This window comes from Trichocoleus sp. ST-U1 (assembly GCF_039961835.1).
Taxonomy (GTDB): Bacteria; Cyanobacteriota; Cyanobacteriia; order Cyanobacteriales; family FACHB-T130; genus FACHB-T130.
Genome location: NZ_JAMPJZ010000114.1, coordinates 1 through 13171, shown reverse-complemented (window position 1 = coordinate 13171; position 13171 = coordinate 1). Strand labels below are relative to the sequence as shown.

Here is a 13171-nt window from a genome sequence, read left to right as displayed (position 1 = left end):
GTTCGACATTACAAGAGATCGCAGGGTTGTTGCGTCCGGACTGGGGCCGGATTGAAGTGGCGGGAACAATCTTCCTGGATACTAAAGAGCGTCTGAACTTGCCAGCGCACCGGCGAAATGTCGGTTATGTCTTCCAAAACTGCGCCTTATTTGGGCATTTGAACGTAGCGGAAAATATTGGCTTTGCTCTCAACCGCTGGCAACGGCACCGGCGGCAGCAGCGCGTTCGCGAATTGGTAAATTTGTTAGAACTTGAGGATCTGGTACATCAACCCGTGCAGCGAATTTCTGGCGGACAAGCCCAACGGGTAGCGATCGCGCGGGCTTTAGCTCCCTACCCCAAAATTCTGCTTCTTGATGAACCTTTCAGCGCCCTCGATGATGATTTGAGAGCAACCCTCCGAACCGAGTTGAAAACCATTCAACGTCAATTTAACTTGCCGGTTGTACTGGTGACTCATTCACGAGCCGATGCCCTGGAACTCGCCGATCGTTTAGTAATCTTGGCAGCAGGACAAGTTGTTGCAGTGGGTCAGGCGGAGCATTTGCTCGATTCCCGTTCCTATTCCATTCCGGGGAAATTTCAGTGGGGTTAGAGGAAAGTGATGAGTGATGAGTGTTGAATTAAGAGAATTATCTTAACTCAACACTCGAAACTCATTAGTCATAAATCTCCTTGGTTGCGGATTTTCCAAGCCATTTCCAGCACTTGAGTCCAGCGCTTTTGTAACTGTTTGGGCGTGCATCCGAGTGTTTGAGCAATCTCCCGCTCGTTGACTTGAGCTTGTTTTAACTGCAATAGCTGCTGCTGTTCCAGAGAAAGTTGATTCCAAAACGCTTCCCACTGCTGAGAAGAGAGTCCCAGCTTTTGGTCGAGATCGGCTCCCAACCATTGATGTACCAGCTTCCAGTTATTTTGACGAGAGAATTTTTCCACATGGTACTTAAAGCGCTGTTGCAAATAGTCGCGCTGACGTGCGGTTAAACCCAGGATTTCGTCAATCTCTGGTGCGGAGAGGTCTTGCAGCTTTAAAACCAGGTAATTGACACAGTCCTCTTGACCTTGGGCTTGCAGGTATTCCATCAGTTCGGCAACGACGCGATCCCGCAATACCGCTTCCGCCGGGTCAATCGTATCGGCAACCAATTGCGATCGCAGCTGGTGCATCGCCGCTGACCGACTTTGCGTGTCCGCATCTTCACCTCTGGGAAACTCAATCGCCTTCTCAATATCCATGCTCGTCTCAGCAGGCTGGCGGCGAGCAAACCCCTGTGCCCTCAACACAATCAGCTGCTGGCTGGTGCCATTCGGTAAATTGATGCGACGCTTGGCATACTGTTCGCTGAATGCCATATACTCCGCCAGTTCCAGTTGAGTGCGGGGAGTGTAGTCTATTGTCAGCTCGTTTTCCCGCCGGAAAGCTTTGATTGACTCGGCGTAAAACTCTTGCAAGAAGTCCTCAATCAGGTTGTAGCGGGCTTGAAAACCTAACTGAGAGTTGGGCGACACCACATAGCGATAAACCATCGCGCTGAGGTTGCTGTGCAGTTCAACCCGACCCCGCTTAGAACCCAGCCGGTAGTATGACAGACACTTTTGCAACCGATGCCGTCCCAGATTTAACTGCCAAGAGCGAACCTCACCAGAAGTCTGGATGCGCGGACTCTTGCTGCAAATCCGCTGCACCTCTAGAGCGATCCGGTTAGCGATCGCCTGAACGTGCAATGACGTCGTTTTGATTTCAGTCCGTAATTCCTCTAACAACAGGTCGGTCATTGTTTCCACGTCGATTCCCAACAGTTGCTCGGTCGAGTGGCATAGATTTTCAGAAGATTGGCTGAGAGAATTAATAGTTGTCATGGTGAAAGCCCCTGGTAGCGACAGTATTCAAAGTCAACAAGAGCCACTGAGAACGGTTCAAAAGTTTTGTCTCCCTTCAGGCAGCGCCTGCGATTGACCGTCTCAACTCTCTATATATAGACTGTAGGGGCTGATTGTTAGACACCGGACAGCGGGTGTGTTACTACTCTCAGCTCACTATGGGTCATCTCTACGCTCTCTCCCCATTCCATCTGACCTAAAAGAAGCACTAACCCTTGCTGTATCTGGGCTTGCGCCCCTCAAACTATCGACGCACAAGTGTTGTCGCAAAGCGGTAGGAGCTGGTGTTGAGTGGACAATCCAGGAAGTGGATTGCTGGTAGGGTTATCGTCCGAATTCCCTAGTGCCGAGGCTGTAGTTAATTGTCTTTAGTTCGCAAAGGGATTTTAGATTAGCGATTGGGGATTTTGGATGTAAAAGCTTTAACTCAATCTTTAATCTTTAATCTTTCATCTAAAATCAACTGACCGATGTCGCCCAAGCCGTTGCAGCCTCCCATCCCAGACCGCGCCGGACGATGACAGGTTCCTCATCTGTCAAATCTAAAATTGTGGAAACCCCATCTCCTGGTTCCGAGCCAATGTCCACAATCAGATCGACTAGCTTGTCTAGCTGGTCAAACAATTTTGCCTTCTCCAACCCTAGGGTTGGGGCGTTGCCATTCTCATCCACGAGGTGAGCTGAGGTGGAAATAATCGGATTGCCTAATGCCTGCAACAGCGACTGGCACACTGTATGCTCCGGAACCCGAATACCCGTCGTTTTGCGCTTAGGACTCATCACCAGTTTCGGCACTAATTTGGTGGCGGGTAGCAGAAACGTGTAAGTCCCAGGAATTAAATTCCTCATAATCCGATAAGCGACATCACTGACGATGGCATATTGGGCAATGTTGGACAGAGACGGACACAGGAACGTCAGGGGCTTATCATTAGATAGCTGCTTAAGGAGCCTCACACGCTCCACCGCTGACTTGACATTTAGGTCACAGCCAATCGCGTAGACAGTATCAGTGGGATATAGCATCACAGCGCCTGCTCTTAGGGCACCTACTATTTGTTCTATTCCACGAGTTTGCGGTGTATCAGGATGGATATTGTAGATTGTCGCCATAATGCAGAATCCAGAACTGAGACTACAGAATTCAGAATCCAGAATTTTTCCTGACTCCTGATTACTCCTTATGAACAAGCTAGCGTATCTAGAATGTCCAACAGGAATTGCCGGTGATATGTGCCTGGGGGCACTTGTAGATGCGGGAGTTCCCCTAGATTATTTGATAGAAAAGCTCAAGAGGCTGGGAATTTCCCAAGAATACCAGTTACGAGCCGAACACGTTCACCGGAACGGTCAGCAAGCTACTAAATTTCACGTAGATTTGAGCGATCGCGATCGCACCGATTCAAATCACCACCACGAACATCACCGGCAAAATGGTGGGCATCAGCATCAGCATTACGATGGCGATCGCGATCGGGTTCATTCTCATTCCCCGACGCGGCATTTGCCAGAAATTGTCCAGTTGATTGCAGCCGCAGAGTTTCCGTTACGAGTACAAGCGTCCAGTTTGGCAGTGTTTCAACGGCTGGCAGACGCAGAAGGAGCGGTTCACGGCATTCCCCCAGAAGAAGTTCATTTTCATGAAGTCGGGGCGACTGATGCCATTGTAGATATTGTCGGCACTTGTCTGGGCTTGGATTGGTTGGGGATTGACGAACTATATTGTTCGGCACTCCCCACTGGTGGCGGGATGGTTAGAGCAGCTCACGGTCAGCTAGCGGTGCCGGTACCGGCTGTATTAAAGTTGTGGGAATCTCGCCAGGTGCCAGTTTATAGTAATGGGATCGATCGGGAACTGGTGACACCGACTGGAGCAGCGATCGCTTGTACGCTTGCCACCGGCTTTGGATCTCCACCCCCCATGACGATCCAGCGGGTTGGAAATGGTGCCGGTTCCCGTCAGTTACCGATTCCCAATATTCTGCGCCTCTGGATTGGTGAGGGTGTGGAGACGCGATTTGCTTCTCAACAAGAGTCGGGATTCCTTCAGCCTTCCGAAAGCCCCTCTTTAGAAATAATTTCGGTGCTGGAAACCCAAATCGATGACTTGAGTCCCCAAGCCATCGGCTATGTGTTTGAGGCACTGTTTAACGCCGGTGCGGTGGATGTCTTCACGCAACCGATTGGGATGAAAAAGTCTCGTCCTGGCATTTTGCTGACGGTTATTTGCCATCCCGAACAAATATCCGCTTGCGAAGCGATCTTATTCCGAGAAACGACGACACTCGGCATCCGGCGTCAGACACAGCAACGCTCGATTTTGCAGCGAGAAATTCAACAGGTTCTGACAGAATATGGCTTCGTTCGCGTCAAGGTTGCCTGGACGGGGCATCCTAACCAGAAAGCGATCGCGAATGTGCAGCCAGAATACGAAGATTGTGCCGAATTAGCGAAGGCAAATAACCTTCCCTGGCGAGAGGTGCATCAACTGGCGCTCAATACCTGGTATCTCCAGAACAGTCGTAATACTTGAATTTGCTGCCAGCAAGATCCAGATACCTAACTAGATTTCAGGAATTGCCAAACCCATTCCTGCATTACGACTGGTTTGAAAATCACGTAAGGAAAATCCAGATGTATCGAATTAAGCAAGTGCCCTTAGCGATCGCGATCGCCATTGCTAGCCTCGTGGCGCTATTGACCATTAGCGGTTTCCTCGGCACTGCTGCGAACTCTCAGCCACCTCAACCAACTTCGGAAATCACTACAACTCAAGGGATAGACCTAGGGCGTTCTTTCCGAGAACTGGGCATTGAAGGGTCAATTGTGGTTTATGACCAAAATAAAAACCAATTCTACGAACATAACGCGCCTCGAAACTCAACGGCATTCTTCCCCGCTTCAACCTTCAAGATTTTCAACGCGCTTGTGGCATTGGAAACAGGGGTGATTCGAGATGAGGTGACTGTTTTAACCTGGGACGGCATTCAACGGAACATCACAGCTTGGAACCGAGACACCAACTTGCGCCAAGGTTTTAAAGACTCAACGGTTTGGTTCTACCAAGTTTTGGCTCGGAAAATTGGGCACGAACGGATGCAGAAATTTATCAATCAAGTCGGCTATGGAAACCGTCAAATTGGGACATCTGAGCAAATCGATCGATTTTGGTTAAGCGGCCCTTTAAAAATTACGCCCAAACAAGAGATTGAGTTTCTGCAACGTCTCTATCGCAACGACTTACCCTTTTCCCAACGCAGCTTAGATTTGGTCAAAGATATTATGGTACGCGAACAAACTCCAGACTATGTGCTGCGCGGAAAGACTGGCTGGACGGACAGTACGACTCCTGAGAATGGCTGGTTTGTGGGATATCTGGAACAGAACAAAAATGTTTATTTCTTTGCCACAAATATGGATATGCGAAATGATAATGATGGCGTCAATCGCATTGAAATTACCCGGCGCAGTCTTAAAGCCTTAGGACTACTTTAAAACACTAGCAAGTCCTTAAGTTTCTGCTTTCAGATTTTCTTCAAAAATAGTCTCTTAGATGATTTATCGCAATTCTATTTGAGCTGTGAGGCAGCCCTTCAGATCCCGGACTTCTTAAAGAAGTTCGGGATCTCGCCTTCACGAATTATTTAAGACTGCTATATCAGTAGCGTTACTTGCACTCAGCTAACCTTTAGACTCTAAAATAGTCCTCGCTTGATCGAGCCTAGAACCAATCATGACCCTAACCTCCTCAATTAACAACACAACTCGGCTGCAACTCGCCCCTCTAGAAATCCCGACTCGTTTGCTGCTGGGTCCAGGTCCATCCAATGCCCATCCCGCTGTCCTTCAGGCGATGAATACCCCTCCCGTGGGGCACCTCGATCCAGCATTTCTGGGACTGATGGACGAAATCCAGATGTTGCTGCGCTATGTTTGGCAGACAGAAAACCCCCTCACCATTGCAGTCAGCGGTACGGGAACGGCAGCAATGGAAGCAACCCTTGCCAACGTCACCGAACCCGGAGATGTGGTTCTAGTGGGCGTTAGCGGGTACTTTGGCAACCGCCTCGTGGATATGGCAGGACGATATGGTGCGGATGTGCGAACGATTACCAAACCTTGGGGGCAAGTGTTCCCCATAGACGAACTCCGAACCGCCTTAGAAACTCATCGCCCAGCGATTCTGGCTTTAGTCCATGCCGAGACCTCCACGGGGGCACGCCAACCCTTGGAAGGAGTCGGCGACCTCTGCCGTGAATTTGACTGTCTGCTATTAGTGGATAGTGTTACCAGTCTGGGGGGCGTCCCCTTGTTTCTGGATGAGTGGAAGGTTGACTTAGCTTATAGCTGTAGCCAGAAAGGGTTAGGTTGCCCTCCCGGTGCTTCGCCGTTTACCATGAGTCCTCGTGCAATTGAGAAATTGCAACAACGTGACACGAAGGTGGCTAACTGGTATTTAGATATGACGTTGTTGAGTAAGTATTGGGGCAAGGAACGCACCTATCACCACACTGCTCCAATTAACTTGTACTATGCTCTGCGGGAAGCGTTGCGTTTGATTGCAGAAGAAGGAATCGAAAATAGCTGGACGCGCCATCAAAAGAACGTCGAGTATCTCTGGGAAAGTTTAGAAAACTTAGGACTTACTATGCACGTTAAACGAGAGTTTCGCCTGCCAACCCTGACAACAGTTTGCATTCCAGAGGGTGTGGATGGCAAAGCGATCGCGCGTCAGCTACTCAACGAACACAATATAGAAATTGGCGGCGGACTGGGCGAACTCGCCGGTAAAGTCTGGCGTGTGGGTCTTATGGGATTCAACAGTCGTCCAGAGAGTGTGGATCGCCTTGTAGAGGCATTAAAGCAGGTTTTACCTCATTAGTTACGAATTTAGGGTAAGGAACCTGGATTAAACAACTTACACTCATTGGCGTTCTGTAGGGGCATGGCTGTACCATGCCCTTACGCAAGAAATCAGAGTCCCAGTTCAATTTGTCGTGATTAGGAACTTAGTACCCAGCGTCTAATCAGCACTATGGCAGCATTTTGATACCGGCTAAATTCTGGTGTCAGATTCATATTTCTCGATCAACACATCTGCAATCCTATTTTGTTTTTTAGTTGCCATCTATAGCATCCCTATCTCTTCGCGAGGCAATTATTGTGAGATAGGATGCCAGAAAGAAGGATAAAAAGAAAAATGTCACAGCAGCAACTTCAATGGCAAATCCAGTCAACGGTTGAACCACCGGCGGGATTTATTGACGAAGTCAGACGCCACGCCCCAGGATTACCCGGACATTATGCCGCACAGCTGTTGTGGCAACGGGGGATTCGCGATATTCAGCAATTGTCGGGGTTTTTAAATTCTCAGTTGTATCACCCGGCAAGTCCCTTTGAATTTGGGCAGGAAATGCAATGGGCTGTAGAACGATTAATAAAAGCCCGTAACGCGGGGGAAAAAGTTTCCATTTGGGGAGATTTTGATGCTGATGGGATTACTGCAACATCGGTTCTCTGGGATGGACTGGGACAGTTTTTTACCCAGCAGCAGCAGCTAGTTTATTACATCCCCAATCGTTTAACGGAGTCTCATGGACTCAATGAACGGGGAATTGACGCCCTTGCCCAGGATGGAACGAAGCTAATTGTAACTTGCGATACTGGCAGCACAAATCTGAAGGAAATTGAATATGCCCATCAACTAGGGATTGATGTAATTGTCACGGATCACCACACCCTGCCAGAGGAACGTCCAGCGTTAACAGCTATCATCAACCCCCGGTATTTATCCAATGACCATCCGATGTTTCACCTTTCCGGTGTGGCAGTGGCTTACAAGCTGGTAGAAGCGCTTTATGAAACTTTGCCAGATATTCCCCAACAGCCATTAGAAGATTTATTGGATTTAGTGGCAATTGGTTTAATTGCAGATTTAGTGCAGTTAAGCGGTGATTGTCGCTACCTGGCACAGCGAGGAATTTCAGTGCTGCAACAGCAAACCAAAAAGCGGAATCGTCCTGGGGTTGCTCGTCTATTAGAATTGTGTCAGAAAAGTGGCGATCGCCCAACGGACATTTCTTTCGGTCTTGGCCCTAGAATTAACGCAGTTAGCCGCATTCAAGGCGATGCTTCCTTCTGTGTGGAGTTACTTACCAGCCGCGATGAGAAGCGCTGTCAGCAGTTGGCATTAGAAACAGAATTAGCCAATGCCCGTCGCAAGTCGTTGCAAAAAGATGTCGCCGCTGAAGTTAATAAAAAATTAAGCCAGCTGGACTTATCAACGACTAGCGTGATTGTTCTTTGCGATACGCAATGGCCTGTCGGTGTCTTGGGTTTAGTGGCGGGGCAAGTGGCGCAGGAAACAGGGCGTCCTACGATTTTGTTGAGTACAGAGGGCGATTTGAGTGAAAACGCTTTAGCACGCGGTTCCGCCCGTTCTGTGAATCAAGTCGATCTTTACCAGTTGGTGAAAGCGCAAGAACACCTCTTACATCGATTTGGCGGTCATCCCTTCGCTGCTGGGTTGAGTCTCCCAGTTGATAAGATTCCCCTGTTTACAGAAGCTGTTAACCAGCAATTGCGAGCTTCTGTGGGCACGCCAGATGGGACACCTTTAGCGCCGATTGTGCAGGCAGATTTGGTGTGTACGGTCAGTGAATTAGGAAGAGATTTATTTTGGGAACTGAAACTATTAGAACCCTGCGGAATGGGTAATCCAGCACCAAAATTGCTCATTCAAAATTGCTGGTTTGAAAATAGTTGGAATAGCAATACTCAGGACTTAAAAGGCGCAAAAGTTCAATATATCAAAACAACTTTTAAAATTCGGGATGACTCTTGCGAAACTGGGTTTTCAGGAATCTGGTGGGGACATTATAAGGAAGAACTACCTCAAGGTAGATGCGATGCAATTGTCGAGCTTGATTTTAATAGCTACGAAAATCCTAATAAAGGGATTAGACCTCACTATGAAGTGCGGATAATTGCCGTGCGTTCTTTAGAACAGCCGCAGCAGTTAGGCACTCCGAACCAGATAGACTGGATTTTAGACTGTCGTGAGGAGTCCGCACTTGCTACTGCTGCGCTATCAGTTCTGCCAGTTCGAGAGTGCCCCAGTAGCTGGGATGAGCTGCAAGTGTGGTTCAGGCGGGCAATTCAGGCAAATCAAACCCTCGCGATCGCTTATCCTCCCCCAGAACCCGTTCCCCCCAGCCAAATCTGGCTGCAACTGTTAGGAATTGCCAAATATCTGAGTCGAACGGGTCAAGAGGCGACGTATACTCAACTGCACCAAAAGCTGGGAATTAGCGATCGCACTCTCCAACTCGGATTAGAAGCTATTTCTCATCTCGGCTTCCATGTTAAACAACTCGACTGGATGGTTCAAATTACTTGGCATTCCCAGGAAGATGCCGCTCATTCTGATTTAGGGAACGGACAATTACCGAAAGCAGAGACAGCCATCGAACAATTTATCGCAGCAGTTCAAGAAGAACAATTTCGCCAAAGGTACTTCTATGAAATTCCCTTGTCTACCATTCGAGCGATGGCTGCTCAAACTGCGGTTTATTAAAAAATGAGTCGGCGATCGCATTTGTTACTGCTGGGTAAGAGAGTGCGGCTCGCTACTGAATATTCCCCTGGTGTTCGCACTTAAAACCCCGCTGACGCCAATCTTTTATATCTACATCCTTCAGGGGAATTAATTTTGAACATTTAGGCTGATAAACCTGACTCACCATTGCCCACAACAAACTACGAGATAAGTCCAATCCTGTCTTGAAAGAGGATTCTCGATTGCCAGGAATGCCTTGTTCGGGAACAATCTCTGGCTCTACCCAAATGCCTTGAGCGCCCATGAGAATCTGTGCTAGCCACTTAGCTCGTGGTAGATGGGTGCCGGAAGTAATTAGTTTGACTTTTTTTACTCCCCATTCGCGTAGAATCGGCACACTATAGTAGAAGTTACCAAAAGTGGAGTCTGCACACTTTTCTAACCAAACTTGCTCTATGGGAGCATTTTCCCGTTGAAAAATTAGCAAAATGCATGGTTCGGGAGAACCTTGAGAAATTAATATGCGGGTTTGCGGGTATTCTTTTGCAAGCTGAGCTACGTATATTTCTCTACGAATACTACCTCCTAAAACTAAATAGGCATCTACTGGACCGGACGCCGCAGAGCGCAAAGTTAGCATAATAGTTAATAACCATGTCCCCAAGATGACGCTAAAGATAGCGATCCCTGGTGTTAGAAGTTGTCGCCATCTTCTGAAACCAGCCCGCCTAGATAAGTTGATGCGATCGCGCACAGTTGAACTACCTCTGCGTTTTCCGGGCATTTTGAGAATTTGAAGGGTATTTAGCCGATGCTTAACACTACTTTAGCTAGCCAAGCGATTTTGTTGTTCTTTTACTCTGGCGGCGATTACACTTAGGTAGACAAAAATTTGCAGGGGAGTCTAGCTAAATTAGACTGTTATCCTTGTTACAGAGACGAATAAGGAGGACACTGGGCGAACTGGCACAAAATTGATGCAGCCTGGTTAATTAACCTGAGTATCTTAGAAATAGTTCGTTTCAGGCGTCACGCGGTATCTACACATTAAACCCCACCCGTTCGAGCCACCGTTCATGAATCCATCCCCAAAAAACTTTTCCTTGCTCCATGTTGCTCTCTTTGGTGGAGCGATCGCTACGACAGCAGCTTTGTCTTTCTTTGGCTCCTCCGTTCGCGCTGCTCTACAGGAAAGTCCAAAATCAGTTGTCGATGAGGCATGGCAAATTGTCAACCGCGAGTATGTTGATGGCACCTTTAATCAGGTGGATTGGCAAGCAAAGCGGCAACAGCTGTTGAACAAAAACTATAATTCCCGTGAAGATGCCTACAAGGCGATTCGGGAAGCATTGGAAACCTTAGGCGATCCCTACACCCGCTTTTTAGATCCCAAACAGTACCAAGCCCTCACCAGTCAAACTTCCGGCGAACTCTCTGGCGTCGGTTTGCGCTTGGAACTGAACGAAAAGACTCAGGTTCTTACCGTCGTAGAACCCATTGAGAATTCCCCAGCAGTGAGAGCGGGACTTCAGACTGGGGACAAGATTTTGACAATTGATGGCAAAGCCACAAAAGGGATGAGTGTGGAAGCCGCCGCTAACCTGATTCGGGGTGAGGTGGGGACGAAAGTAAAGCTTAAGCTGTCACGAGACGGAAAAGGCGACTTTGATGTGACATTGACCAGAGCGCAGATTGAAATAGCAGCCGTCCGTCAGTCGGTCAAGCAGGAAGGCAAGTTGCGCGTTGGCTATATCCGTCTGAATGAATTTAGCGCTCACTCAGCAGAGCAGATGCGCCGCGCCATCCAGTCTCTGAATAACGACAAAGTAGATGCTTTTGTATTGGATTTGCGGGGAAATCCGGGTGGGTTATTGCACGCGAGTGTGGAAATTGCCCGGATGTGGATGGACAAAGGTGCTATCGTCCGTACCGTAGACCGCAAGGGAGACAACGAAGAATTTGCGACAAATCGCACGGCGCTGACACAGTTGCCTTTGGCTGTGCTGGTAGATGGCAACTCGGCAAGCGCCAGCGAGATTCTCTCAGGTGCGTTGAAGGATAATGGTCGAGCCACAATTATTGGCTCTCAAACCTTTGGCAAAGCGTTAGTGCAGTCGGTACATTCTCTCTCCGATGGTTCGGGTTTAGCGGTCACGATTGCCCACTACTACACTCCCCTAGGAACGGATATCAGCCACAAGGGGGTGACTCCGGATATCAAGATTGACCTGAACGACGATCAGCGAAAGCGTCTGGGGACGAATCCATCGCTGGTGGGAACTCAGCAAGATCCCCAATATGCTCGCGCGATCGCAGCTTTGGAAAACACCCGCCTTGCCCAACCCAATAAACCTCAACGGACCCGACCGATTAGCGTCCGTTAAGAGCAAAGGAAGTGAGGACTGAAGAGTGAGGACTGAGGGTTGAGGACTGAGGACTGAGGACTGAGGAAAAGAGGAAGAAGTAAGAAGAAACTGGAGAAAAATTGACTGCTTTTAAATATTTCTTTTCTTCTAGCCCAGTCCTCAATCCTCAGTCCTCAGTCCTTTTTTGTTGGTATTTTTGTTTCTTAACGGCAGCGCGAAGACCGCCTGTAATTCGAGCAACTTCTTGTGCCTGTGTTAAAAGCTGGTTGAATTCAGTCTGCTTGAGATAACCAATATCAAAGGCGACATAGAGTTGAGAACGAAGTTCGGCACAAGAAGATTTGGCGATAGAAAGAAACTGATGAAACTCTGCCCGACCACCTCGCTCGAAGCCTTCTGCAATATTAGACATTATGGAGACTGCTGCTCGTTGAATTTGCCTAGAAAGCCCAAAGTCTTTTGCAAAATCACCCTGTTGAGTGACTTGATAAATTGATTTTGTAAGGATTCTAGCTTTTTGCCAAGCAATCAAATCTTCAAATCGCTCTACTCTATCTTTCACTCGCCTATCCCCCTCTATTTCTCACTGACTCGCCTGTAAGACGCCTTCACTCCTGACTCTTGACTCCTGATTCCTGACTGTTCACTTCTCAGTCCTCAGCCCTCAGTCCTCAGTCCTAACTCTTCACTCCTCACTTTTCTGTAGCTGGCTAACTAAGTGAACGAGTTCTGGCAAAATTAGCTGTTGGATGGCAAGTTTAACGGCATTGGTAGAACCGGGGATGGAAAATACCAATTTGGTTTGATAGACACCGGCAACGGCGCGAGATGCGATCGCCCGCGAGCCAATTTCTTGATAACTGAGAAACCGGAACAATTCGCCAAATCCAGGCAAGATTTTTGAGAGCAAGCTTTCTAGAGCGTCGTAGGTGGTATCTCTCGGCGCGATGCCAGTGCCTCCATTGAAGATCAAAGCATCCAGATCCGGGCGTTGGGCGAGTGCTTGCAGCTGCGCCCGAATCTCCTCCGGTTCATCTTTGAGAATGGCGTACTCTGAGACCGCATGACCGGCATCTCGGAGTAACTGTTTAATCAATTGACCGCTTTTGTCGGTTTCGGGCGATCGCGTATCGCTAACTGTGATAACAGCGCAAGTCACTGTCATCCTCTCCGGGTCTGGGTGAGGCAGATTGGTCATGGGTAAGCTATTCCCTCAAGAGTTTTGAGTTTTTAAAAACGGGCTTTTCTGGGATACAGCAGATTGCAAGTTCATGAAGTACAGTAGCAGCAGTTTGTGAACCAGTTGCGTAGGTGTTTTGGATTGACTAAATCAAGTGCAGTAGCAAGCAAAGTATCAACCATTTT

General features: G+C 48.4%; 11 protein-coding genes. 6 read left to right on the top strand and 5 right to left on the bottom strand.

Going from position 1 to position 13171, the window contains the following annotated elements; translation table 11 throughout:
• Positions 1 to 596 (top strand): ATP-binding cassette domain-containing protein (locus NDA06_RS24405; protein WP_348251893.1); only part of this gene is annotated, 596 nt, incomplete at its 5' end.
• 68 nt (positions 597 to 664) lie between these two features.
• Here NDA06_RS24405 and NDA06_RS24400 read toward each other — a convergent pair.
• Positions 665 to 1861, bottom strand: a complete 1197-nt coding sequence (locus NDA06_RS24400) for a HetZ-related protein (protein ID WP_190986957.1) — start codon at positions 1859 to 1861, stop codon at positions 665 to 667.
• Between the two features lie 480 nt (positions 1862 to 2341).
• Complete coding sequence (locus NDA06_RS24395) at positions 2342 to 2995, bottom strand: L-threonylcarbamoyladenylate synthase (protein WP_190414847.1); 654 nt, start codon at positions 2993 to 2995, stop codon at positions 2342 to 2344.
• A 70-nt stretch (positions 2996 to 3065) separates the two neighbouring features.
• Here NDA06_RS24395 and larC point away from each other — a divergent pair, with 70 nt between their 5' ends.
• From larC to recJ, 4 genes are all read left to right on the top strand, one after another.
• Positions 3066 to 4415 carry a nickel pincer cofactor biosynthesis protein LarC gene (larC, locus tag NDA06_RS24390; RefSeq protein ID WP_190986956.1) on the top strand — a complete coding sequence of 450 codons (1350 nt, stop codon included), beginning with the start codon at positions 3066 to 3068 and terminating at the stop codon, positions 4413 to 4415.
• Positions 4416 to 4516: 101 nt separating this feature from the next.
• Positions 4517 to 5377 (top strand): class D beta-lactamase, encoded by an 861-nt coding sequence (blaOXA, locus tag NDA06_RS24385; RefSeq protein WP_190414845.1) that lies wholly within the window; start codon positions 4517 to 4519, stop codon positions 5375 to 5377.
• A 238-nt stretch (positions 5378 to 5615) separates the two neighbouring features.
• Positions 5616 to 6764 carry an alanine--glyoxylate aminotransferase family protein gene (locus NDA06_RS24380; RefSeq protein WP_190986955.1) on the top strand — a complete coding sequence of 383 codons (1149 nt, stop codon included), beginning with the start codon at positions 5616 to 5618 and terminating at the stop codon, positions 6762 to 6764.
• A gap of 318 nt (positions 6765 to 7082) precedes the next feature.
• On the top strand, positions 7083 to 9458 hold the full coding sequence (gene recJ, locus NDA06_RS24375) for a single-stranded-DNA-specific exonuclease RecJ (protein ID WP_190986954.1): 2376 nt from the start codon (positions 7083 to 7085) through the stop codon (positions 9456 to 9458).
• Positions 9459 to 9510: 52 nt separating this feature from the next.
• Here the strand turns inward: recJ and NDA06_RS24370 are convergent, their stop codons facing one another.
• A complete protein-coding gene (locus NDA06_RS24370; protein ID WP_190986953.1) occupies positions 9511 to 10224 on the bottom strand; it encodes a YdcF family protein in 714 nt (237 codons plus the stop codon).
• Between the two features lie 292 nt (positions 10225 to 10516).
• On the opposite strand from NDA06_RS24370, the gene ctpB reads away from it, so the two are divergent.
• Positions 10517 to 11824, top strand: a complete 1308-nt coding sequence (gene ctpB, locus NDA06_RS24365; protein ID WP_190414839.1) for a carboxyl-terminal processing protease CtpB — start codon at positions 10517 to 10519, stop codon at positions 11822 to 11824.
• Between the two features lie 148 nt (positions 11825 to 11972).
• Here ctpB and NDA06_RS24360 read toward each other — a convergent pair whose 3' ends face one another.
• Both NDA06_RS24360 and NDA06_RS24355 read right to left on the bottom strand, forming a co-directional pair.
• Positions 11973 to 12338 (bottom strand): four helix bundle protein, encoded by a 366-nt coding sequence (locus NDA06_RS24360; protein ID WP_199324222.1) that lies wholly within the window; start codon positions 12336 to 12338, stop codon positions 11973 to 11975.
• A 153-nt stretch (positions 12339 to 12491) separates the two neighbouring features.
• Entirely contained in the window at positions 12492 to 13004 is a 513-nt protein-coding gene (locus NDA06_RS24355; protein WP_190414837.1) for a MogA/MoaB family molybdenum cofactor biosynthesis protein, read from the bottom strand.
• Between the last annotated feature and the right edge of the window lie 167 nt (positions 13005 to 13171).